Origin of the sequence: Deinococcus metalli (genome assembly GCF_014201805.1) — a bacterium.
Lineage (GTDB): Bacteria > Deinococcota > Deinococci > Deinococcales > Deinococcaceae > Deinococcus > Deinococcus metalli.
This window is the reverse complement of sequence record NZ_JACHFK010000001.1, coordinates 634,845-658,936: the sequence shown is the minus strand read 5'-3', so window position 1 is coordinate 658,936 and position 24,092 is coordinate 634,845. Positions and strand designations below refer to the sequence as shown.

The 24,092-nt window shown below is 68.8% G+C and carries 19 protein-coding genes; 5 read left to right on the top strand and 14 right to left on the bottom strand.

The genetic code is table 11. From position 1 onward, the window contains the following. Positions 1-13 precede the first annotated feature (13 nt). The 5 genes from HNQ07_RS03225 to HNQ07_RS03205 form a co-directional block, all read right to left on the bottom strand. Entirely contained in the window at positions 14-640 is a 627-nt protein-coding gene (locus HNQ07_RS03225) for an HAD family hydrolase (RefSeq protein WP_184109433.1), read from the bottom strand. A gap of 46 nt (positions 641-686) precedes the next feature. Further along, positions 687-1,625, bottom strand: coding sequence for an NAD(P)/FAD-dependent oxidoreductase (locus HNQ07_RS03220; protein ID WP_184109432.1), 939 nt, complete (start codon positions 1,623-1,625; stop codon positions 687-689). Further along, on the bottom strand, positions 1,622-2,317 hold the full coding sequence (locus tag HNQ07_RS03215) for an SDR family oxidoreductase (protein ID WP_184109431.1): 696 nt from the start codon (positions 2,315-2,317) through the stop codon (positions 1,622-1,624). The genes HNQ07_RS03220 and HNQ07_RS03215 overlap by 4 nt, the downstream gene beginning before the upstream one ends. A gap of 96 nt (positions 2,318-2,413) precedes the next feature. Continuing rightward, the gene (locus HNQ07_RS03210) at positions 2,414-2,944 is read right to left on the bottom strand and encodes a hypothetical protein (protein ID WP_184109430.1); all 531 of its coding nucleotides are present in this window, start codon (positions 2,942-2,944) and stop codon (positions 2,414-2,416) included. Positions 2,945-2,961: 17 nt separating this feature from the next. Then, complete coding sequence (locus HNQ07_RS03205; protein ID WP_184109429.1) at positions 2,962-3,165, bottom strand: hypothetical protein; 204 nt, start codon at positions 3,163-3,165, stop codon at positions 2,962-2,964. Positions 3,166-3,247: 82 nt separating this feature from the next. On the opposite strand from HNQ07_RS03205, the gene HNQ07_RS03200 reads away from it, so the two are divergent. From HNQ07_RS03200 to HNQ07_RS03190, 3 genes are all read left to right on the top strand, one after another. Continuing rightward, complete coding sequence (locus tag HNQ07_RS03200) at positions 3,248-5,980, top strand: ATP-binding protein (RefSeq protein WP_184109428.1); 2,733 nt, start codon at positions 3,248-3,250, stop codon at positions 5,978-5,980. Between the two features lie 283 nt (positions 5,981-6,263). After that, on the top strand, positions 6,264-9,971 hold the full coding sequence (gene metH, locus HNQ07_RS03195; RefSeq protein ID WP_184109427.1) for a methionine synthase: 3,708 nt from the start codon (positions 6,264-6,266) through the stop codon (positions 9,969-9,971). Further along, positions 9,968-10,723 (top strand): methylenetetrahydrofolate reductase, encoded by a 756-nt coding sequence (locus HNQ07_RS03190; protein ID WP_184109426.1) that lies wholly within the window; start codon positions 9,968-9,970, stop codon positions 10,721-10,723. Before metH ends, HNQ07_RS03190 begins: the two co-directional genes overlap by 4 nt. 137 nt (positions 10,724-10,860) lie before the next feature. On the opposite strand, the gene HNQ07_RS03185 is transcribed toward HNQ07_RS03190, so the two are convergent. From HNQ07_RS03185 to secG, 7 genes are all read right to left on the bottom strand, one after another. Then, positions 10,861-12,147: a DUF4139 domain-containing protein gene (locus tag HNQ07_RS03185; protein ID WP_184109425.1), complete on the bottom strand. Its 1,287-nt coding sequence runs from the start codon at positions 12,145-12,147 to the stop codon at positions 10,861-10,863. A 108-nt stretch (positions 12,148-12,255) separates the two neighbouring features. Continuing rightward, positions 12,256-13,281 carry an ABC transporter ATP-binding protein gene (locus HNQ07_RS03180; RefSeq protein WP_184109424.1) on the bottom strand — a complete coding sequence of 342 codons (1,026 nt, stop codon included), beginning with the start codon at positions 13,279-13,281 and terminating at the stop codon, positions 12,256-12,258. Then, positions 13,278-14,324: an ABC transporter ATP-binding protein gene (locus HNQ07_RS03175; RefSeq protein ID WP_184109423.1), complete on the bottom strand. Its 1,047-nt coding sequence runs from the start codon at positions 14,322-14,324 to the stop codon at positions 13,278-13,280. The genes HNQ07_RS03180 and HNQ07_RS03175 overlap by 4 nt, the downstream gene beginning before the upstream one ends. 49 nt (positions 14,325-14,373) lie before the next feature. After that, positions 14,374-15,489: an ABC transporter permease gene (locus tag HNQ07_RS03170; protein ID WP_184109849.1), complete on the bottom strand. Its 1,116-nt coding sequence runs from the start codon at positions 15,487-15,489 to the stop codon at positions 14,374-14,376. A 23-nt stretch (positions 15,490-15,512) separates the two neighbouring features. Then, the gene (locus HNQ07_RS03165) at positions 15,513-16,493 is read right to left on the bottom strand and encodes an ABC transporter permease (protein ID WP_184109422.1); all 981 of its coding nucleotides are present in this window, start codon (positions 16,491-16,493) and stop codon (positions 15,513-15,515) included. A gap of 79 nt (positions 16,494-16,572) precedes the next feature. Then, the gene (locus HNQ07_RS03160) at positions 16,573-18,330 is read right to left on the bottom strand and encodes an ABC transporter substrate-binding protein (RefSeq protein ID WP_184109421.1); all 1,758 of its coding nucleotides are present in this window, start codon (positions 18,328-18,330) and stop codon (positions 16,573-16,575) included. A 263-nt stretch (positions 18,331-18,593) separates the two neighbouring features. Next, complete coding sequence (secG, locus tag HNQ07_RS03155; protein WP_184109848.1) at positions 18,594-18,818, bottom strand: preprotein translocase subunit SecG; 225 nt, start codon at positions 18,816-18,818, stop codon at positions 18,594-18,596. Between the two features lie 249 nt (positions 18,819-19,067). Here secG and HNQ07_RS03150 point away from each other — a divergent pair, with 249 nt between their 5' ends. Next, a complete protein-coding gene (locus tag HNQ07_RS03150) occupies positions 19,068-19,292 on the top strand; it encodes a hypothetical protein (protein WP_184109420.1) in 225 nt (74 codons plus the stop codon). Between the two features lie 12 nt (positions 19,293-19,304). On the opposite strand, the gene HNQ07_RS03145 is transcribed toward HNQ07_RS03150, so the two are convergent. Beyond that, on the bottom strand, positions 19,305-21,608 hold the full coding sequence (locus HNQ07_RS03145) for a sensor histidine kinase (protein WP_184109419.1): 2,304 nt from the start codon (positions 21,606-21,608) through the stop codon (positions 19,305-19,307). Between the two features lie 631 nt (positions 21,609-22,239). Here HNQ07_RS03145 and HNQ07_RS03140 point away from each other — a divergent pair. Continuing rightward, complete coding sequence (locus HNQ07_RS03140; RefSeq protein WP_184109418.1) at positions 22,240-23,121, top strand: hypothetical protein; 882 nt, start codon at positions 22,240-22,242, stop codon at positions 23,119-23,121. 740 nt (positions 23,122-23,861) lie between these two features. Here HNQ07_RS03140 and HNQ07_RS03135 read toward each other — a convergent pair. Continuing rightward, positions 23,862-24,026, bottom strand: coding sequence for a hypothetical protein (locus HNQ07_RS03135; protein WP_184109417.1), 165 nt, complete (start codon positions 24,024-24,026; stop codon positions 23,862-23,864). Positions 24,027-24,092: the final 66 nt, after the last annotated feature.

The following is a 24,092-nucleotide window of genomic DNA, read 5'->3' as shown; positions in this document are numbered from 1 at the left end:
GAATGCTAGCGCCTCACGGCAGCGTGAGGACGTCGCGCAGGTCGCGCAGCGTCGCGTCCGGCTCCTCTCCGGCCAGGGGATGTCCAGTCGGCAGGAACGCTGACCGCAGGCCCACCTGCTGCGGCCCCCACACGTCGTTGCGGGGCGAGTCGCCCACGAACCATGCGTCGGCAGCGGCCACGCCCAGTCGGGCCAGGGCCAGCGTGTACAGGCGCGGATCGGGTTTGCTCAGGCCGACGGCCTCGCTGATGACCACGTCGTCCAGCAGGTCCGCGAGGCCGCAGGCGCGCAGCGTCCTCGCCTGCATGGCCGCCCGGCCGTTCGTGACCACCCCGACGCGCACGCCCCGCGCCCGCAGTGCGGCGAGGACGGTGGCCGCGTGTGCCATCGGCCGGGCCAGATCGGGATGCTCCTCGAAATCCGCCAGCAGCGCGTGTTGGTCGTGTCCGAGCCCGAACTCCTGCACCAGCTGGGGCAGCACCTCGGCCTTGGGGCGATATCCGTGGTCATCCAGCTCTATGAAGCGGGCGGCGTAGGCGTCCGGCAGGCCGAAGCGCCGTCGGTGGCCGGCCAGCCACCCGCACAGGGTGGCGCGGCGGTCGTGCATGGTGCCGTCGAGATCGAACAGCACGGCCTTCATGTCGGTCGCGGGTACCGTCGACCATCATCGGCTGGGCACGCCCCACTCACTCCGCCGCGTGACCCTTGTGGAAGTTGGCGCCCTGTGCCCGCACATCCTCGTGGATCAGGCTGGTGTTGATACACGTGGCGGCCTGCATTCCCGCCGCCGCGGCGCTCACCACGTACTGCGGCGCGCCCGTCATGTCCCCAGCGGCCCACACGCCCGGCACGCTGGTCTGTCCCAGCTCGTCCACGATCACGCGGCCGCGGTCGTTGACGGCGCAGCCCAGGGCGTGGGCGAGCGGACTGCCCGGTTCCTGCTCGGGCGAGAGAAACACCGCGTCGAGCGCCACGGGCGGCGCGCCGTGGAAGGTCACGCACACCGGGCCGCCCGACGGGCCGGTCAGGGCACGGATCGGCTGCTCGCGGACGGTGACGTCCAGGCGCGTGAGGTCGCTCTTCTGCACGGGCGTGAGCTGGCTGGGACCGTCGCACAGCAGCGTCACGCGGTCCGACCACGCGCGCACCGTGAGGGCCAGGTGGTGCCCGGTCTGACCTGTACCGTACACGCCCAGCGCCGCGTCGTGGTGTTCCCAGCCGTCGCAGTAGGGGCAGTGGTACACGCCGCGCCCCCAGCGCTCGCGCATGCCGGCCACGTTCGGCAGGAGGTCGCGGACGCCGGTGGTGAACAGCAGCCGCCGGGCCTCCACCCATGCCAGGCCGACGCGGACGCGGAAACCGTCCGGGGTGAGGGCCACCTCACGGGCCGGTTCGTGGCGCACCGTCACGTCGTACGGCGCGAGGTCGGCCAACGCGCGGGCCTTGAGGTCGTCTGGCCGGATGCCGTCGCGCGTGAGCAGGCCGTGCGCGGCGCCCACCGGAGCGTTGCGCGGCGGGCCACCGTCGAGCAGCAGGACGCGGCGCCGCGAGCGGCCGAGCGTCAGCGCGGCGCTCAGGCCGGCGGGGCCGGCGCCAATCACGACCACATCGACGGCCGGGGTCATGGCCGCGGCCCCGGCCGCACCGTCAGGTCCGTGATGTCGGCGTCGCGCGGCGAGTCCAGCATGAAGCGGATCGCGGCCGCGACGCTCTGCGGGTCGATGTACGCGTCCGGGGAGTACGTTCCGCCCTCCTGAGCGCGGACGCTGGCCTGCATGGGCGTCGCGGTGCGGCCGGGGTACACGCTGCCCACCCGCACGCCGCGCCCGGCCTCCTCGGCGCGCAGGGCCTCGGCCAGGGCGCGCAGCGCGAACTTGCTCGCGGCGTAGCTGCCCCACCCGGCGTGCGCGGCGAGGCCCGCGCCGGAGTTCACGAACACCAGCGTGCCCCGCTCGGCCCGCACGAGCGGCAGCAGGTGCCGGGTCAGTTCGGCGGGCGCGACGGTGTTGACCGCCAGCGTGCGCGTCCAGACCTCGTGGCCCTGCTCCGCGACCGGCCCGAGTTCCACGACGCCTGCGTTGTGCACGACGTTCGTCACGCGCTCCAGACCCTCCACAGCCGCTGCGAAGGTCTCCGGCCGGGTCAGGTCGAGCCGCAGCGGCCGGCCGCCCACCTCGGCGCACAGCGCGTCCAGGCGCGCGGCGTCGCGGCCGGTGAGGATCAGGTCGTGCGCCGGGGCCAGCAGCCGGGCCAGGGCCGTGCCGATGCCGCCGGCCGCGCCGGTGATCACGGTGACGGGTCGAAGGCGGTCGGGCATGCCCAGACCCTAACGCACGGACACGCCGGCAGTCCCGGTGGTGCGGCCAGCGGGTCGCCATCGTCCCTTCATGCGGCCCTCTTCTGGTACCCGGTCCTACTTCACGGACACGCGCACCGGCGCGGCCGGCACCCGCACCAGCGCGCCCTCCACCACGCCGGGCAGCCACGCCTCGATCACGTACTCGCCCGGCGGGAGGGTCACCTCGCGGCTGAACGAGAGCCGGCCGGTCGCAGCGGTGGACTTCGTGACGATCTCCTGCGTACACAGACGCTGCCGGCCAGCGACGGGGTACACCACCCGGCGGGTGCCGACCTCCACCACGCGCAGCAGCGGTGCGAAGGCGCAGTTCTGGGCGTTGTCGCGCCGCACGGCGACCACGAGAACTGGGCCGCCCGGGCGCTGCACCGTCATGCTCAGCGTGAGCGGACTGCGGGCCATGCGCGGCGCGTCCAGCGTGGCCGTCGTGCCGGCCGGGCTCGGCGTGGCCGCCCGGTCGAGCAGGACGGGGGTGGCCGGCAGCGACCCGGCGGGGACAGGCTGGAGTTCCGGGACCGGATCGCCCTGGGCCACGGCCAGCGGAACGAGGGCCAGCACAGCGGCCAGCAGCAGCGGTCGGAGGGACATGCTCCAGCGTAGCGCGCTCAGCGCAGGCCGGGTCCGCCGTCGAGGATCAGCCACAGATGCCTCAGGAGGGCGTCGGGCTCGCGGAATTCCAGCCACTCGATCTCGCCGTCGTGGCGCCGCGCGACGTGGCAGGTGGGCGGCCGGTCGCGGGCCCATTCGATGCGCAGCACGTACTCGGTGCCGCCGGTGGCCGGGGGGGTGGGGGGGTCAGGTGTGGGCATCACGGGTCTCCGTGGCCAGACCGTACGGCGCGCGGCGTTGCGCGGGTGTTGCGCCGGGCGCTGGACTACACTGCGGGCATCCATGACCCGTGCCGAGCCGCTGACCGTGCACACCCTGGGCACGCCGAGGGTCATGGCCGGAGAGCGCGTGCTGGACGTGCAGGGCAAGAGCCTCGCGCTGCTGGTGTACGTGGCGGTCGAGGGCGAGACGAGCCGCGAGGCCCTGGCCGACCTGCTGTGGACCGACCTGGGTGCCGACGCGGCGCGGCGCAACCTGCGGGTGCAGCTCCACCGCCTGAAGGCCTCCGAGGCCGGCGCGTGGCTGCACGCCAGCGGACCGACCGTGGCCGTGCACCCGGACGTGCGGGTGGACGTGCTGCGCCTGCGCGCCGCCCTGGCGGACGGGGACCACGAGCGGGCCGCCGCGCTGGCGGGCGGCCGTTTCCTGGATCACCTGCTTCTGCCCGCTGCGGCCGCGTTCGACGGGTGGGCCGAGGCGTACGCGGCCTCGATCCGCGAGGAGCAGTACCGCGCGCTCGACCTTCACGCCGAGGCCCTGGCCGTCGCCGGGCAGCTCGCGGCGGCGCTGGCAGTACGCGAGCGCGCCGTGCGCCTCGACCCGTTGCGTGAGCGCTCGGTGCGGGCGCTGATGGAGACGCTGCTGGCCCTGGGCCGGCACGACGCGGCGCTGGACACCTTCGACGCGCTGTCACGCGCCCTGCACGCGGACCTCGGGGTGCGCCCGCTGCCGGCCACGCTGGCCCTGCGCGACCGCATCGAACACGCGCGGGAGGGCGCGCACGCGGGCCGGCCGGCGGACGCGGAGCCGACCTCGCCGCTGCCCATGCCGCTGGTGGGCCGCGAGGACGCGCGCACAGCCCTGCTGGGCAGCCGCCTGCGCCTGGTGCTGGGCGAGGCCGGGGTCGGAAAGTCCCGCCTGGTGCACGACGCGGCCGGCAGCGCCGCCCTGATCCTGCGCGGCGCGCCCGAGACGACGCCGCTGCCGTTCGGACCGCTGCTGGACGTGCTGCGCGCCGGGGCGCTGGCGCACTGTCCGCTCCACCTGCGCCCCCTGCTGCACGCGGCGGTCCACGAGCCGGGCGCGGCGCAGGGCCCGGACACGCGCGGCTCGCTGCTGGACGCGTTCGCGCAGGCGCTGGTGAGCCTGCTGGGGCCGCGCACCCTGATCGTCGAGGACCTGCACTGGCTGGACTCCGGCACGCTGGAGGCCGTGTTCCTGGCGCTGCACCGCGGCGCGCCGCGCGTGTGGCTGACCGCCCGGCCCGGCGAGCTGAACGCGCGCACGGAACTCACGGACATCCTGCGCCGACTGAACCCGCCGCGCGTGACGCTGCACGAGCTGAGCGAGCAGGACGTGGCCGCCCTGATCACGCGGCTCACCGGCGCGCCGGCTCCGCTGTTCTCGCGGCGCCTGTACGCCGCGACCGCCGGGCATCCCCTGTTTCTGGTCGAGACGCTGCGCGGCCTGCGCGAGCGCGGCGAGCTCAACGTCCAGGGCGGCCACTGGTTCACCCCGCACGACGCCTACACCGTGGATTACGCCGAGATGCCGATCCCGCCCGGCGTGACCGAGGCGATCGCGGAGCGCGTGGAGCGCCTGGGCAGTGCCACCCGGCAGCTGCTCCAGGCGGGCACGCTGTGGGGTGAGTCCTTTCCCATCCCGCTGGTCGCGGGGGCGTGTGGTCTGGACGAGCGCGAGGCGCTGGACGCCCTGGAGCGCGCGGAACTCGCCCGGCTGATCGTGCCCGAGGGCAGCGGGTACCGCTTCGGGCACGACCTGTACCGCCGGGTGGTGGCGCGCACGCTGGGCGAACCGCGCGCCCGGTACCTGCACCGGCAACTGGCGCAGCTCGCCCCCCCCGGCACTCCGCCGGCGAAGCTGGCCGACCATTACCAGCACGCGGGCGAGCCGGGCCTGGCATGGCCGCACTGGCGGGACGCCGCGCAGGCGGCCGAGCGGCTGTACGCGTACGCCGACGCCCTGGACGCCTCCGGCCGCGCCCTGGCTGCCGGGCCGCCGCCCGCCGACGCCTTTCACCTCCACGCGGCCCGCAGCGAGTTGCAACGCCACACGGACGACCCGGTCGGCCGCACCGAAAGCCTGGAACACATGGCAGCGCTGGCCCGCGTGCTGGACGATCCCGCCCTGCACGCGGACCTCGCCGCGCGCCGCGCGAAGTTCCACACCGAGGAAGACGAATACGAGCTGGCCGTGCAGACGGTGCAACGTGCCCTGGACGGGCTGGCGCCGCTGAGCGACGACCACCGCGCGGCGCTGCTGCTCGAGGGCGGGGCGGCGCGGGCGTGCCAGGAGCGATGGGACGACGCGAGGAGCATGCTCGAACCCGCACTGGAACTCACGCGCCGCGCGCAGCCGGTGCGGGCGTCGAACATCCTGTACTGGCTGGGGTACGCCGCGTTCCGCAGCGGCGACTACGTGCAGGCCGCCGCGCAGTACGGGCAGTCGGTCGCGGCGCATCCGGGCTCGCACGCCACCCGCGGCCGCACCCTGAGCCTGTGGAAGTACGGCGCGTGCCTGCGCCGCCTGGGCCAGCACCACGAGGCGGCGGCGGTTCTGGCCGATGCCGAGCGCCACGCGCAGGTGCTGACCACCCCCTCGATCCGCGGCCTGATCGTGGCCGAGCAGGCCGCGCTGGCGCTCGACCAGGGGGAGCGGGACGCCGCCCGGGTGCTGGCAGCCGAGGCGCAGGGCCTGCTGACCCCGAAGGGCGACGAGGGCTGGGACGTGCTGCGGCCGGTGCTCGCGGCGGTGGGCCTCACGCCGTCGGGCTGAGCGTCCCAGCCCCCTGTCCACTCCACCCCGCGGTTCGCGGCGCGCCTCCGCGCTATCCTGCCCGCATCGTGCCCCCTGGGCGCGGTCATCCAGAACCGCCGGAGGGTGTTTCCTGCCCTGTGATGGCGTGGCAACCGGCCCACATTTCGGCAACGGTGCTTCCAGGAAAGACCCGCGTGGGTGCGCCGACGATGGCGCGAGCGGGAACGATGGCCAACGGGCGGCGCCGCGTGCGCAGAACACAGCAACAGGCCGCCACCGGGCGGCCCAGCAGAGGTGAACGGTGAGCACGGAGATTCGCGCCGAGGCGCGCAGACGTATTCTGATTCTGGACGGAGCGTGGGGGACCCAGCTCCAGGGCGCGGGCCTGACCGAGGCGGATTTCCGCTGGGACGACGCCGATCCGCTGCGGATGTACCGCGGCAATTTCGACCTGCTGCAACTGACCCGGCCTGACGTGATCCGCGCCGTGCACCGCGCGTACTTCGAGGCGGGCGCGGACATCGCCAGCACGAACACCTTCAATTCCACCACGGTCAGCCAGGCGGACTACGGCACGGAGCACCTGGCCCGCGCCATGAACGTGGCGGGCGCGCGGCTGGCGCGCGAGGTCGCCGACGAGTTCACCGCCCGCGACGGCCGCCCGCGCTGGGTGGCCGGCAGCATCGGGCCGACGAACCGCACGGCGACGCTGTCGCCCGACGTGGAACGCCCGGAGTTCCGCAACGTCACCTACGACGATCTGGTGGCCGCGTACGTCGAGGCGGCCCTGGGCCTGATCGAGGGCGGGGCCGACCTGCTGCTGATCGAGACGGTGTTCGACACTTTGAACGCCAAGGCCGCGCTGTTCGCGTGCGAGGAAGCCTTCGTGGTCAGCGGCACCACACTGCCGATCATGCTGTCCGGCACGATCACGGACGCCTCCGGGCGCACGCTGAGCGGCCAGACGCCGGAAGCCTTCGCGATCAGCACCGCGCACGCTGACCTGTTCAGTCTGGGCCTGAACTGCGCGCTGGGCGCGGACCTGCTGCGCCCGCACCTGCGCGAGATCGCGCGCAGCAGCGACGCGCTGGTGTCGGTGCACCCGAACGCCGGCCTGCCCAACGCCTTCGGCGAGTACGACGAGACGCCCGAGCACACGGCCGCCGTGCTGGCGGACTTCGCGCGCGAGGGGCTGGTGAACATCGTGGGCGGATGCTGCGGCACCACGCCCGAGCACATCCGCGCGATCGCGGCGGCGGTGCGAGACGTGCCCCCGCGCACCGCGCCGCAGCTGCCGCCGGTGCTGCGCCTCAGCGGGCTGGAACCACTGAACGTCACGCCGGAACTGAACTTCGTGAACGTGGGCGAGCGGACGAACGTGACGGGCAGCCCCAAGTTTGCCAAGGCGATCCTCGCCGGGGACTACGACGCGGGTCTGAAGATCGCCCGGCAGCAGGTCGAGAACGGCGCGCAGATCGTGGACGTGAACTTCGACGAGGGCATGCTTGACGGCGAGGCCGCCATGGTCAAGTTCCTGAACCTGCTGGCCGGCGAGCCGGACATCTCGCGCGTGCCGCTGATGCTCGACTCGTCCAAGTGGGACATCCTGGAGTCGGGGCTCAAACGCGTGCAGGGCAAGGCAGTCGTGAACTCGATCTCCCTCAAGGACGGCGAGGCGACGTTCATCGAGCGCGCCCGGCTGCTGCGGCGCTACGGCGCGGCGGCGGTCGTGATGGCCTTCGACGAGCACGGGCAGGCCGACAACCTGGATCGGCGCAAGGAGATCACGTCCCGCGCGTACCGCCTGTTGACCCAGACGGTGGGCTTCCCGCCGCAGGACATCATCTTCGACCCGAACGTGCTGACCGTGGCGACCGGCATCGAGGAGCACGACCGCTACGCCATCGACTTCATCGAGGCGACCCGCTGGATCAAGGCGAACCTGCCGGGCGCACTGGTGTCCGGCGGGATCAGCAACGTGTCGTTCTCGTTCCGTGGCAACAACCACGTGCGCGAGGCGATGCACGCCGTGTTCCTGTATCACGCGATCCGCGCGGGCCTGGACATGGGCATCGTCAACGCGGGGATGCTCGCGGTGTACGAGGACATCGAGCCCGACCTGCGCGAGGCGGTGGAGGACGTGATCCTGGCGCGCCGGCCGGACGCCACCGAGCGCCTGCTGACCCTGGCCGAGCGCTACAAGGGCGTGAAGCGCGAGGCGGGGGCGGTGAACGCGTGGCGCGACCTGCCCGTCGCGGAGCGGCTCAAGCACGCGCTGGTGCAGGGCATCGCGGATTTCGCGGACACCGACGCCGAGGAGGCGTACCGCGCGCTGGGCTCGCCGCTGGCGGTGATCGAGGGGCCGCTGATGGACGGCATGAACGTCGTGGGCGACCTGTTCGGCGCCGGGAAGATGTTCCTGCCGCAGGTCGTGAAGTCCGCGCGCGTGATGAAACGCGCCGTGGCGTACCTCACGCCGTACTTGGAGGCCGAGAAGCAGGCCGGCGGGGCGGGCGCCGGCAAGGGCCGCGTGCTGCTGGCGACCGTGAAGGGCGACGTGCACGACATCGGCAAGAACATCGTGGGCGTGGTGCTCGCGTGCAACGGCTACGAGGTCACGGACCTCGGCGTGATGGTGCCCACCGAGCGCATTCTGGACGAGGCCGAGCGGCTGGGCGCCGACGTGATCGGGCTGTCCGGCCTGATCACCCCCAGCCTGGACGAGATGGTCACGGTGGCCCGCGAGATGACCCGCCGCGGCATGTCGAAACCCCTGCTGATCGGCGGGGCCACCACCAGCCGCGCCCACACCGCCGTCAAGATCGACCCGGCGTACCCGGGGCCGGTCGTGCACGTGCTGGACGCCAGCCGCGCCGTGACCACCACCGCAGACCTGCTGAGTGATCCGCGCGGCGTGCAGGAACGCATCCGCGTGGAGTACGACGCGCTGCGTGAACGCCACGGCGAGCGGCAGGTGCGCCTGATTCCCATCGAGACCGCGCGGGAGCGCGCGCCGCAGCTCTCCCCCGCCGTGCCCCCGGCGCCGCGCGAACCGGGCCGGCAGATTATCGAGCAGCCCATCGCGGAGCTGCTGGACTACATCGACTGGACGCCGTTCTTCATCGCGTGGGAGATGAAGGGCATCTACCCGACCATCCTGACGGACCCGCTGCGCGGCGAGGAGGCCCGCAAGCTCTTCGAGGACGCCCAGGCGCTGCTGCGGCGCGTGATCGACGAGACACTGCTCACGGCGCGCGGCGTGATCGGCCTGTGGCCCGCCTGGCGCGACGGTGACGACATCGCGGTGCAGGTCGGCCCGGACGTGCCGGCCGGCGAGACGCTGGACCACGCCACGCACGAACTCGCCGCAGGGCGCGACGAGCTGCCAGACGTCGTGCACCTCCACACCCTGCGCCAGCAGCGCGAGCAGGGCACCCCGAACGTGGCCCTGGCGGACTTCGTGGCGCCGCAGGGCGACCACATCGGGGCGTTCGCGGTCGCCATCCACGGCGCCGAGGAACTCGCCACGCAGTTCGAGGCCCAGCACGACGATTACAGCGCCATCCTGGTCAAGGCGGTCGCGGACCGGCTGGCCGAGGCCTTCGCCGAGAAGCTGCACCGCGACGTCCGCACCCGGCACTGGGGCTACGCGCACGGCGAGACGCTGGGCAACGACGACCTGATCCGCGAGCGCTACCAGGGCATCCGCCCCGCGCCCGGCTACCCCGCGCAGCCCGACCACACCGAGAAACGCACGCTGTTCCGCCTCCTCCGCGCCGAGGAGACCGGCCTGCGCCTCACGGAATCCTGCGCGATGCTGCCGGCCGCGGCCGTGTCGGGCCTGTACTTCGCGCACCCGGACGCCCGCTACTTCGCGGTGGGCCGCATCGGGCGCGATCAGGTACAGGACTATGCCCGGCGCAAGGGCCTGCCGCTGACGGAGGCAGAGCGCTGGCTGGGGCCGATCCTCGCCTACGATCCGGAGAAGGTCGCGGAGGCCGTGTCGTGACCGGCGCGTCCGGCACGCGCGTGTCGGTGGAACTCGTGCCCCGCTCGCGCAGCGGCCTGCGGGCCGAGATCGCGCAGGTCGTGGCCGCGCTGCCCAGCGTGGACACCGTGAACGTCCCGGACCTGACGCGCTACTCGCTGCGCTCGTGGCTGGGCTGCTCCTTCGCACGGCCGCGTCACCGGGCCGTGCCGCACCTGCGCGCGGTGGACTTCAACCCGCGCGAACCGCTGCCGTTCCTGCCGGCCCTGGGCGAGCACGGCATTGACGAGGTGCTGGTCGTGACCGGCGACGCGCCCGCCGACATGAGCGCCAGGGTCTACGACCAGGACGCCGTGGACCTGATCCGCCGCCTCCGACGCGACGCCCCGCACGTGACCGTGTACGCCGGCCTCGACCCATACCGTCAGTCGTTCGCGCGGGAACGCGACTATCTGGAACGCAAACTGGACGCCGGAGCGAGCGGCTTCTTCACGCAGCCGTTCTTCGACCTGCGCGTGATGGACGCGTACAGCGACCTGATCCCCGACGGCGCGCAGATGTGGTGGGGCGCGACCAGCATCCTCACCGAATCCAGCCTGAACTACTGGCGGGCGCGCAACCACGCCGTGTTCCCCCGGACGTTCACCCCGACGCTGGAGTGCAACCGCGCCTTCGCTGCCGACCTCCTCGCCTTCGCCCGCGAGCGCGGCCAGCACGCGTACTTCATGCCGGTGAAGGTGGACGTGCAGGCGTATCTGGAGGGGATCCTGTAGAGCACGAGCCGGCTGCCACGTACGCGGAGTCGCGGCGTGATCCGGATGACCGGGAGGGCTGAGCGGTTCGACTGCTCCCCCATCAACGACCCGCCCCCGACCTGCCGAACGGTCGGGGGCGGCGGCCGGAACGCTCCTCAGTTGTTGGCGATCACCACCGTGAAGCTGCGGCTGAGCTTGGCCTTGGCGGGCAGGTCGACCTTCAGGGTCGCCACGCCCTGGTTCTGCACCGGCGTCATGGCATCGATGATGATGATCCTCCCGCCAATGCGCTCGGTGATCTCGGCGCGCACGGCGCGGTCCTTGCTGCTCTCGAAGGCGTACGTGACCTTGTACGTGCTGCGCGTGACATTGCCCTTCGTGTCCTTGTCCTGCCGGACGAGCTGGACGCTGCGGGTGTACTCGACATCCGGGTCGTCCCCGAGCGTGAAGTCGATGGTGCCGCCCTCGCGGGTGTCGGGCAGCTGCGCCTGGCCGACCAGGCGGCCGTCCTCGCGCACCGTCAGGGGGCCGGCGGGCAGGCGCTGGTCCGCTTCCAGGCGGTAGGAGCGGTTCAGGGTGCCCTCCTGCGGGCCGGGGTTGAAGTACGTGGTCAGGCCGACGTAGCGCTCGAACTTCGTGAGTTTGGGCGTGAGGAACGGCAGGGTGATCACGCTGTTGGCCGGCAGCGTGAACGGCGTGGTGAGGTCGTAGCGGGTCAGGCCACGCAGCTCGCCCTGGCTCTGGATCTTGGTGGCCGGGGCGCTCGGCGCCGGCACCGCGCGCATCACGGCGCTGTCCGCGGCGAAGTTGGCGGCCTCCGCCTGCGGGTTGGCCTGCACCGTCACGTCCCCGGCGTACAGTTCGGTGGCCTTGACGTCGTACGCGAGTTCGGTGGTGTTGCGCAGGTCGGCCAGGGCACCGAGCTGCGCGCCGGCGTCGCTGGCCTTCAGGGTGTAGCGCGGCGCCCACGTCACGGCGCGCGTGAGGTACGTCAGGGTGCCGCTGCCGGCCTTCGGCAGGGTGTACGTCAGCGTCTGGCTGGGGCTCTGCGGGTTCAGGGGTGGGGGCGCGCTGAACTGCAACTCCTCGAAACGCACATTGAAGTACCGGCCCTGGGCGTCCTTGACCAGCAGGTCACGGGCGCGCACCAGCGTGACGGGCTCGGTGGTGTCGCCGCGGCGCAGGTACACGGTCTGGCCCTCCAGACCGCTCAGCCAGTTCGCCTGGAGGGTCTGGGTGGCGGCGTCGAAGGGCAGGCCCTCCAGGTCCAGCGAACCGGCCAGCACGTTCTCCCACGCGGCCTGCGGCAGGGTCACGTCGAGGCGGGTGCCGGTGGAGGTCACGGGCTGGCGCACCTCGGCGAAGCTCGGGTAGATGCGCAGGTCGGCGGCGAGGGCTGGGGAGGCGAGCAGGGCAGCGGCGAGGAGCGTGCGTTTCTTCATGAACCCATCGTGCGCTGGGGCCAATTGTGAGATGTGAGAGGTTCAGTCAGAAACGGAACAGAAAAATCCCGCCCCACACGGGGACGGGACGGTCGCGGCGATTCGCGTTTACAGGATGTCGTCGCGGATGCAGGCCTTGAAGTGGTTCGGCGCGACCTCGCGCAGTTCCGGCACCACGGTGGCGCATTCGGCGACGGCGTAGCGGCAGCGCGTGCGGAATACGCAGCCCGAGGGCGGGTTGATCGGGCTGGGAATGTCGCCTTCCAGGATGATGCGCTGGCGCTTGACGGTCGGGTCCGGCACCGGCGCGGCCGACAGCAGCGCCTCGGTGTACGGGTGCTTGGGGTTGCGGTTCAGTTCGCGGCTGGGCGCGATCTCCATGATGCGGCCCAGGTACATCACGATCATGCGGTCGCAGATGTACTCCACGACGTGCAGGTCGTGCGCGATGAACAGCACCGTCAGGCCCAGCTCCTCCTGCAGGTCCTGCATGAGGTTCACGACCTGCGCCTGGATCGACACGTCGAGCGCCGAGACCGGCTCGTCCGCCACGATGAACGTGGGGTCGACCGCCAGCGCGCGCGCGATGCCGATGCGCTGGCGCTGCCCGCCGGAGAACTCGTGCGGGTAGCGGCGCATGTGCTCGGGCCGCAGGCCGACACGCTGCAGCAGCTCGGCGATGCGGTCGATGCGTCCCTTGCCGGGGTGCAGGTTGTGGATCTGCATGGCCTCGCCGATGATGTCCGAGACCGTCATGCGCGGGTTCAGGCTGGCGAACGGATCCTGGAAGATGATCTGCATCTCGCGCCGGTAATCGCGCATCTGGGCCTTGCTCAGCTTGGTGATGTCCGTGCCGTTGAAGATCACCTGCCCGCCGGTGGGTTCGATCAGGCGCAGGATGGCGCGCCCGGCCGTGGTCTTGCCGGAGCCGGACTCGCCGACCAGCCCGACCACCTCGCCGCGCTTGACGGCGAAGCTGATGTCGTTCACGGCCTTGACGTTCGCCACCACGCGCGACAGCAGGCCGCCGCGGATCGGGAAGTACTTCTCGAGGTGCTGGACATCGAGCAGCGTGTCGCCCTTGGCGGCCATGCCACGGTCTTTGCCGGAATACGTGCTGGGAGCGGCGGTCATGCGGTCACCTCGGCCTGGGCCTGCTCGAATTCACGCCAGCGGATGCAGCGGGCCATGTGCCCGTGCCCGGTGTCTTCCAGGGCGGGCACGGCCTTGGAGCAGTCCGGCACCGCGAACTTGCAGCGCGGCTCGAACGAGCAGCCGGGCGGCAGCGCCAGCGGGTTGGGGACGTTACCGGGGATGGCCTCCAGGCGCGGCTTGGGCTGGCCCGGGATGTGCTCGTACTCGCCGGGGCGCGGAATCGAGTTCAGCAGGCCCATGGTGTACGGGTGACGGGGCGCCTTGAAGATCTCGACCACGTCGCCTTCCTCGACCACGCGCCCGCCGTACATGACCACCACGCGGTCGGCCATCTCGGCCACCACGCCCAGGTTGTGCGTGATGAACAGGATGCTCATACCGATGTCGGTCTGGAGCTTGCGCATCAGGTCCAGGATCTGCGCCTGGATGGTCACGTCGAGCGCCGTGGTCGGCTCGTCGGCGATCAGCAGGGCCGGGTTGCACGACAGCGCCATGGCGATCATGACGCGCTGGCGCATCCCGCCGGACATCTGGTGCGGGTACTCGTGGACGCGCTTTTCCGGCGCAGGGATGCCCACGAAGCGCAGCATGTCGGTCGCCACGCCCAGCGCTTCTTTCTTGTTCTTGCCCTGGTGGAGTTGCACGGCCTCGGCGATCTGGTCCCCGACGGTGTACACCGGGTTGAGCGAGGTCATGGGTTCCTGGAAGATCATGGAGATGTCGTTGCCGCGGATCTTGCGCATGTCCGACTCGGGCAGCGACACGAGGTTCTTCTGCACGCCGTCCTTGCCGGTGAACAGGATCTCGCCCTCGACGATCTTGCCAGGCGGCATGGGAATCAGGCGCATGACCGACAGGCTGGTCACGCTCTTGCCGGAGCCGGACTCGCCCACGACCGCCAGCGTCTCGCCCTTCTTGATATGGAAGGTCACGCCGTCGACGCTCTTGACGACGCCGTCATCGGTGTAGAAATAGGTCTTCAGGCCGTTGACGGCCAGTAGGGTCTCGCCCTGATGGGTCATGGTTCCTCCGGGAAATACACGTAGCGCATCATACCTTTTTAAAGTGGTATTACTGCCGTTTGCGAGGGTCAAACGCGTCTCTGAGCCCGTCGCCGAGAAGCTGGAAACACATCACCGTGAACACGATGAAAAAGCCGGGAATGAGCACCCACGGCCGGGACGTGAAGCTGGAGAACCCGCCTTCCTGCGCCTGGGTGAGCAGGCTGCCCCACGACACGTAGGGTTCGACCGCACCGATCCCCAGAAAGCTGAGGCCCGACTCTGTGAGGATCGCGGCGGGAATCCCCAGGCTCAGGGTGACAATGGTATACGTCGTCATGGTGGGGAGCAGGTGACGCCACATGATGCGGTTGTCGCTGGCGCCCAGGGACTTGGCGGCGGCCACGAAGTCGAGCTCGCGCACGCTCAGGAGCTGGCCACGGGTCACGCGGGCCAGACCACCCCAGCTCACGAAGGCCAGCAGCAGCAAGACCACGTACAACGCGAAGATCGGGTTGATGTTCTGCGGGAAGATGGCGCGCAGCAGGATCAGCAGGAACAGCGTGGGAATGGCGGCCAGGACCTCGACCAGACGCATCACCAGCGTGTCGACCACGCCGCCGAAATACGCCGCGGCGGCGCCCGCGAACAGGCCGATCAGGGTGGTCAGGATGGTGGCCCCGAGGCCGATGGTCAGCGAGATCTGCGACGCGTACATGGTGCGCGTGAACAGGTCGCGCCCGAGCGTCTCGGCGCCGAACAGGTAGATCTTGCAGTCCGGGTTGCCCGTCCCGAACAGGTGAACGGTGCTGGGAATGAAGCCGAACAGTTTGTACGCGTCGCCGCGAACGCCGAGATACAGGGGGCATTTCTGGTCGGTGGGCTTGACCTCGTTGACGAAGGTGTCCATGTTCAGCTGCTGCGTGTACTTGTACACGAAGGGCCGGGTGAAAGCGCCCGTCTTCGAATCCCGCACATGCACCGGCGTGGGCGGGTGGAATTTGGTGATGTTGGTCGTCGAGTAGTTCGACAGGCCGTCCGGGGCGATGAAGGGCGCGAACAGGGCCATCACATACAGCAGGATCAGGCAGGTGCCGCCGAAGCGGGCCAGCTTGTTCTTGCGGAACTGGCCCCAGGCCACGCTGAGCTGCGACTGGCCGCGCTGGCGCTGCGCCGCCTGGGTCATCGGGGTTGCGGTCGTTGTCACAGTCACCCCAGTTTCACGCGCGGATCGACGAACGCCAGCAGGATGTCACTGATGGCGTTCCCGGCGATCAGGAGGATGGTCGTCATCATGGTGAACCCCGCGATCAGGTACAGGTCCTGGGCGTTCAGGGCGTCGAGCAGCATGGGCGTGATCCCCGGATATGCGAAGACCACCTCGATGAACCCCGCCCCGCTGATCAGGCCGGGCAACTCTCCGCCGATGCCGGCCACGATGGGCAGGATCGCGTTGCGGAAGGTGTGCTTCCAGATGGCCGAGGATTCGCTGACGCCCTTCGCGCGCGCGGTGCGGATGTAGTCCGAATTCATGACTTCCAGCATCAGCGCGCGGACATATCGTGACAGGCCCGCCGTCTGATGGATGCCCAGCAGGATTCCTGGCACCAGCAGGTGCTTGAACACGTCCCAGACCTTGCCGCCGGCCGACATGGATGCGTGGTCGGGACTGGTCATACCACCGATGGGGATCGCCCAGTGGGTGGCGAAGATGATCTGGAGCAGGAAGTACAGGGCGATCAGGGCCAGGAAGAAGCTCGGGAACCCCAGCAGGAAGTACATGAACACGTTGACGCTGCGGTCACCCAGGCTGTTCTGCCGCACGGCGCCGAACACGCCGATCGGGATGGCGAGGCCGTAGAACACCACGGTGATCACCAGAACCAGCCACAGCGAGTTGACGATGCGCGGCCACATGATCTGGAGCACCGGCGCCTGGAATGAGAACGACAGCCCGAAGTCGCCGTGCAGGATGTTGCGCATCCACAGCAGGTACTGCTGGACCAGGGGCTTGTCGAGCCCGAAGTTGCGGGTCAGGTTGTCCAGTTGCTGTGCGGAGATGTTCGGGTTGAGCTTGGCCGGTGTGAGGAAGTCGCCGGGAGCCAGCGAGATCACGAAGAAGATCAGGAGACTGGAGAGCAGCAGGGTCGGAACCGCCTGCACCAGTCGCCTGAGAAGAAATGGCAGCATCTGTTTCTCCTGTGTTCCATGGAGGAGGGGGCAGCCCGCGAGCGCGAACCACCCCCGTCCATGTGGGACTGGCCGAGTGTTACTTGATGAAGGTGGTCAGGCCGTACGCGGGGCGCGAGCCGTAGTACGAGTCCCAGAGGTTACGCTTGTACTCGCCGCCGACCCGGTTGTTGAAGGTCACGTGGTAGTTGGTCGCCACCAGGTAGATGAAGCCCAGGTTCTGCCCCTCGACCTTCGACAGCTGCTCACCGATCTTGCGGCGGGCGTCGTCGTCCAGCGTCTGGTCGCCCTGGTAGTACAGCTTGGTCATCAGGTTTTCCTGAGCGTTCAGGCACTTGCCGTCGCTGGGCACGTTGTAGGCGTGCAGGTTGCCGCCGCAGGGCACCACGTTGCTGCCGTAGGGCCAGATGTTGTCGCCGCCCGACAGACCCAGCAGGATCGCGTCGAAGGGACGGTCCGCGCCCTTGGCCAGCAGCTGACCGACCAGGGTGTTGAAGTCCACCGGGGTGAAGTTGACCTTCACGCCGACCTTCTTGGCCTCGTCGCGGAAGATCTGGCCGAGCTGCTCGCGCACGTTGTTGCCGGAGTTGGTGGTCAGGTTGAACTCCAGCACCTTGCCGGCCTTGTCGACCAGGTAGCCGTCGCTGTTCTTCTTGGTGTAGCCCATCTGGTTCAGCAGCTTGGTCGCTTCGGCCAGGTCGTACTTGTAGGTGGGGGTGCTGGCGTACTGGTAGTTCTTGAACACCGGGTACACGCCCGAGTACACCTCGCTGCCCAGGCCGCCCAGCGCGAGCTGGATCATGGCCTGACGGTTGGCGATGTGGCTCATGGCCTGACGGAAGCGCACGTCACGGAAGAGCTTCTGCTTGGTGGCGTCGCCGGCCTTGTTCCAGTTGAACACGATCCACGAGGACGTGGAGTTCGGGCCGACGTTCGGCACCAGGGTCGCCTTGAGGTTGCCGGCGTCGATGGCCTTCTTGATCTGGGCCAGGTCGTCAGCCTTGCTGGCGCCGAAGGTGTCGATCTGGCCGGCGAGGTACGCCGCCAGGCCCGCGTTCAGGTCCTTGACGATGGTGAAGCTGACGGAGTCGAGGTACGGCAGGGGCTTGTTCGCGCCGTCCTTGAACCACTCGCCGAAGTAGGTGTTCTTCTTCAGCACGGCACGCTGGCCGGCCTGGTAGCTGCTGATCACCCAGGGGCCAGGGGACACGATGGCGCTGGGGGTGGAGCTGATACCCCACATGGCCTTGATGCCGTCCGCACCCTTGCTCTTATAAACCGGCCCGAAGACGTGGTCGGGCCAGGGGGTGTACGACATGCGGTTCAGGGCGCTGGCGCTTACCGAGGGGAAGTCGAACTGCAGGGTGTAGGTGTCGAGCTTCTTGACCGTGATCGGCTTGTCGTTCAGGAAGAAGTTGTCGTAGGAGTTGCTGCCGACCTTGTCGTCGGTGTGCAGCTTGAAGGTGGTGATCCAGTCGTCGGCCGTGATGGCCTGACCGTCACTGAACTTCATGCCCTGACGGATCTTCACAACAAAGCGCTTGCCGCCGTTGCTCACGGTGGGCAGGGCGTCGGCCATCACGGGGACGAACTTGTCGTTGGTGGGATCCTGATTGAACAGGCCGGCAGGACCGCCCATGATCGTCGGCAGGCTGTCGGCTTCGGCGCTGGTGAAGGGGTTCAGCGTCTTGTAATCGCTGATGGTGTAGCTCCGGAATTCACCGCCCGCTTTGGCTTCCGTGGGGCTTTGGGCCATCCACGCGGCGGGCAACACATACGGGGCGGCAAAGGCGCCGCTACCCATCAGGGCGAGGGCAAGGGTCAGGGCTTTCTTCATCGGAACCTCCGGATCGGTGTACGGGCAACCCGCCAGTGGTGACCTGGCAGGCGGGTGGACTGGGTACATGTTTCCTGCGCGGTCAATATATGGATCGGCTTAGGCTAGGTCAAGGTATTCCTTGCAATTGTGTTAAGTTTTTTAATCTCAACACGCTGCACCTTACACACGCCGAAAGAATGACGGCTGCGCCTGCCGAATGACAATCGGTCAGGCGCAGGTCAGGGCTGGCACGTCCCGCAACAGCGGACGCTTCGCAACAGTCAGCGGGAGATGAAAGAGATCAGGATGGCGAGCAGCATGAACAGGCCGCCCAGCACGCTGGTGACGCGCACGATGCCGCCCTCCACGCCGCGCCCGCCCAGCAGGGAGCCGCCGGACGCCATGCTGGCGGACAGGCCGGCCTGTTTGGGCACCTGCAGCAGCACGAAGAACACCAGCGCGAGGCAGGTGACGGCGAAAAGCACGAGGAACAGGTTCAGGATCAGGGTCATGGGGGCCTCTTTCGGTGCCGGCGAGGAGACGTGGTCTCCTGCACTTCCCGCTCGGTCTTCGAGGCGGGGCTTTGGCGCCCACGAGTATACACAGCCGTCAAGCTGTGGCATCGGGCGGCCACGCCCTGGGGTGACGGGCAGACCTGCCCCGAGCAACTGACCGACGTTCATCCTTTCTCTGTAACCCATTCACATTCACACATATCGTGCCAATCTCGAGCCGCGACCTGAACACACTGTGGTATGGCCGCCCCGATCGTCGAAGTCACGGCGCTGAAGGTGATTCTGGAGTTGCCCTCCGGCACCGACCTCAGCGACCGCGACCTCCAGCGCGAGCTCCGCTCCCGGCTCCCGGCCGACGCGGCGTGCGCAGATCTGGGCGCGATCCGCGAACTCGCGGGCTACCTGGCCAGCCTCGGCTATCTGATGGTCCGCCGCGACGAACCGGGCCTGTACCGCATCCCCTGAAGCGCGGCCGTCCTACGGTGCCGGCTTCGCCAGCGTGAATCCGAAGGTGGCGCCCTGCCCCTCCACGCTCCGGGCGAAGACCCGGCCGCCGTGCTTGATCACGATACGCCGCACAGTCGCCAGCCCCGCTCCCACACCAGGAAACGCGCTCTGGGGGTGCAGCCGCTGGAAGATGCCGAACAATTTTCCGGCGTACTGCGGGTCGAAGCCCACGCCGTTGTCGCTGACGGTGATCGTCCACTCGGTCTCGCTGTCCTGAACCAGCACGGTCACCTCGGACCGTGGGCGCATGGTGGAGTACTTCACCGCGTTACTGACCAGGTTGGTCATGACCTGCTGGATCAGCGTCGGATCGCCCCACACCTGCACGGACCGCGGCCACTGCACGTGGATGTCCTGCGCCGGGAACTCAAGGTGGGCGTCCTGCTGCGCCTGCGAGATCAGCGGATCCAGGGCCACCCAGCGGGGCCGGAACTCCTGCCGCCCGGCCCGCGACAGCATCAGCATGCCGTCGACCAGCTCATCCATGCGCCGGGCGCCCTGCTGCACGATGCCGAGGTTGCGCTCCACCTTGTCCGTATCGTTCCTGGCGAGGGCAACCCGGGCCAGTTCGGAAAAGCCCATCACGTGCCGGATGGGCGTGCGCAGATCGTGCGACGCGGAGTACGCGAACGCCTCGAGTTCCCCGTTCGCCGCCTCGAGTTCCTGGGTGCGTCGGTCCAGGGCGTCGCGCTGCGCCGTCAGGGCCCGCGCCTGGGCAGCACGTTCCAGCGCCAGTCCGAGGCTGCGGCCGACCGCGCGCACGATGGCCCGGGTGCGGTCCGTCCACGTCACGCCCCCAAACTGCCCGACCGCCAGGATGGCCTGCGCCTCGCCGTCAATGAAGATCGGGCAGAACGCCGCTGCTCCGTACATCCCGGCCGTGGACAGGTGGTTGTCGCCGGCATTCCACGTGTCCAGGAAGACCGGCGTGCGCCGCCGCACCGCATCCGCGAAGTTTGGGGCGTCCAGCGGCACGCCGCCCTGCATCTGGGCCGCCACTTCTGGACGGACATTCTTCGACCAGTCCACGCCGATCCACAGGTCCCTGTGCCGCTCGTAGTACGCGACGCTGACGGCCCCCAGGTGGGCCTCGATCACCCTGATCGCCTGCTGCGCGAGGCTGTGCACATCGAGTTCCGAGCCGACGGCCTCGGTAAAGGCCACGAAGGCGTCGAGGCCGGCTGTGCGCTCCTGCAGGTGCCGCGTCTGCTCCGCGCGGTCCAGAGCCAGCCCTAGGCTGGTGATGCTGGTTTCCAGCAGCACCTTGTCCATCGGCGTCCACGTGCGCTGATCGAACAGCCCAATCGCCAGCATGCCGATTGGCCGGCCGTACAGGCGAACCTGAAATGCCGTGGCGGCGTTCACGTGCCGGATCATCTCGGCGGGCGTGTCCGCACCCTGCGCGTAGTTGTCCTGATAGTTCGGCACGCCGGTCAGCCACGTCGTGTGGAGCGCCGGGGCGTCCAGCGGCAGGCCGTGTTCATCGACCAGCCGCTGAAGCTCCGGGTTGCCGATGTCGCCCACCTGCGACTTGAGCTGCCAGCGGTCCTCGCCGCGCTCCCAGTACAGGGCGTACCCCGGCGAGAGCAGCGACAGCATGATCTCCTGCGCGCGGCGCACCAGCACGTAGCGGTCCGTCTCGCCCGCCAGATCGCGGGACATCACGGCGAAGGCCTCCAGCGCCTGGTTGCGCCGCTCGACCTCGTCGCGCTGCTGCTCACTCGTCTGAGCGTGATGCAGCAGCCGGATCCGGTCCAGGGCCAGGGCCGCCTGCGCGGCCAGGGTCTGCAGGAAGTGAACCTCGCCGGCGCTGAAGACGTGCGGTCCATGGAAATCCAGCGCCAGCACCCCCAGCACCTCCGCGTCCAGCATCATCGGCATCACCGCGCTGGCGACCGCCGCCGTGCCGCCCGTCTGCGTCTCCAGATGCGGATACACCGCCAGCAGTGAGCCGAGGTGCTCGTAGAACTGCGGCTGCCGGAGCCGCACGGCGTCCGTGGCGGGGGTCACGGCTGACAGCGGCCGGCCGACCCAGACGGTGCGCGCCAGGGGATCGTCGCCGTGGCGCCGGGCCACCCGCAGGTGCGGCCCCGACACGATCAGGATCACGCCGCTGACCGCCCCGAGCGCCTGACGTGCCAGGAGCAGCACCGCGTCGTCCACCTCGTTCTGGGTATGCGCGGCGGCGAGGTGTTCGGTCACCGCCTGGAGCTGGGTCCAGAAGGCATCGGTCAGGTCGGCAGGTTCGGGCAGGCCGGCACCGGGGTTCAGCATGCCGGGAGTGTACTGATGAAGGGTTGGAGCTGCTCACCGACGTGGTGGAGCGTTCGTTGGGACTTCGGACAGACCCGCCGGGAGGCCACGACCGGAGCTGTGACGCCCCCTCCTCCTCCCGGCGACAGGCCACAGATCAAAAAAAACCCGCGCTGGGCGCAGGTCATTTCAGGGTGGTGCCGGTGAGGGGACTCGAACCCCTACGGTTTCCCGCTCGATTTTGAGTCGGGATTTCTGCGTCCCAGTCGATCCCCACCCGTCCACACACGTCGTCCTAGCCGGCCTTCTCATCCGTCAGCGTCCACCCCTGTCCGCTGCATCCCCGACGATCCCACGCACGGCACGAAGCTCACTTGCACGGTCAACGTTGCGGTGCCCGGCGGCCGGAGCTTCGTGCCGTGCGTGGGCGTGCAGGTCGTGGACGCCCACTACCTGCGGGATGGGAAGAGCTACAGCCTCAGCACCGACTGACGGACATCTTGCGCCATGCAACGCGCCCCCGCCTCGGCCCATGCCGGTGGCGGGGGCGGTTTCGTATGCGGGCCAACGCGATGATAATGCTCAGCACTGACTGGCTACCGACGCCTCATTTGCGGCCCAGGCACTCTGCCCTCTTCTCTACAATGAGCGCGTGCTCTCCCCCAGATTCTGGTTCCTGAGCGGCCTGAGCCTCATCCTCACCGCGTGCCCAGCCACTCCTGTGCCGTCTCCTCCGGGTACATCTGCCACGAGCGTGACCGGCACAATCGTGGAGGCCAATTCCTTTGAGGTGGACGAGGCGACGAGACCCTGGTCGGGCGGTGCCGGCCGCGTCGACGGCGAGACCGCCACAGGTGCTGTCATTGCCACAGGGACGCTCGAGGCCAGTGGCGCGTTCACACTCCCCCTACCGGCAACGGTGCCCGCGTCCGCACTGCACCCGTTCAATGCTGACAACGCCCCCAACCTGAACGAACTGGTGTCCCAACTCCCTGACGCATCGTGTACCGGCACGCCGAAGTTCAGCACCCAAAGCGCCCAGTTGGCGTTCCTGGATCTGTTTGCGGTGGGAACGGTGACTGGTCATGCGCAATCACTGCAAGCGCGACACACGACGTCGCAAACGACGACCGCGACTGGAACGGTCTACCAGCAGACGGACGTCACTCGAGAAGGTGGCCTGGTGTACCTGGATGCGCCCGTTACGGTCACGGGTACCGTGACCTGCACGGGGAACAGCGGCACGGTGCGCCTGGGCGTGTCGTTCAACGTGGAGTTCGCAAAAGGGTGGAACAGGGTGACGCAGGAGGTGACGGACACCAGGGTGCTCACGGAGACGCCTTCCGGCTTCATTGGGGATGCTGAGATCATGCTGACGCTCACCAGTGGTGTCCTGCCGCGGGAGCAGTGGGTGGTGCTGTCGCCCCCCTTACCGTCGGGCCAGCACGTGAATCGTCCCGGCGGCTTCTTCATGCGGCCGACCTTGTTGACTCCTGGGAACGGCGTCCCAGTGCCCATCCCGCTGATCCGGTAAGGACGACTTGAGCCGTTTCCCGGGAAGTTAACACGTGTCAACCCTCACCGCCCCGCGCTGGCTGATGCCGGGAACGGGGCAGTTCGTCGTTTTGCCCCTACGGTCAGACCAGGCAACTTTTGAACACCATGAGCAGGGTGCCTGACCTCACCAAAACCCATCTGTGCTTACTCAAGGTCAAGAAGGCTGCGTATTTCAGCAGGGCGCGTTACCGTGTGCGTTAATGCGAATGATAGCCAATAAGACAAGATGTTTATAAAAATTGGTCTTCTATTTATTATGTTGGCTTCATTCACTTATATGAGTTTCAGCATATTCAGTTATAACCTGCTTTACTACTCTTTCGAAACTAGGAAGGGGAACTCCGGAATGTTCAGCAAAAGTCATAAGCCATTCAAATCGGAGATCATGCTCCGAAGGTTTCTCTCGAGGAAGTAGGCTGAGAATGAAGCGCGCCCTGATGGCAGTGACAGCATCAAAATTTCCGAGCCCAATACGTTCGACGTGATACCAAAGACGAATCCTAAACTCAGCGGCCAAGACTTGCCATTGCTCGCCATTCAAATACATCTCAGTGATAGTGATGGGGTCGCAACCGAATTCGCGTCCGACAACAAACGCGGAGGCAATTCTATGGGTCAACATTACATATAAAGTTTCTGCATCCTCAGAGTGTGAGGGCCAATTAATCTGCATATGGATCTGCTCCAATTCTCACATGAAACTCCAGTCAACGGGCTTCAGCCTTTCATCCAGGTCCGCAGGTCGTTCCACCCGCCGCTGCCGTAGGCGTCCGGGCCCTCCCCGCGCAGCTGCCGCCACTGCCACATCCCGCCCTCGCGAGTCATTGCGCCCAGGGCGCCGGTCGCGCGTGGCGCGTGGTACAGCGTGCGCTCCTGGGTCACTGCAGACTCAGTCGGAAGGGGGCGGCCAGGCGTGAAATCCACCGGATCACCATAACGGTGCCCCAC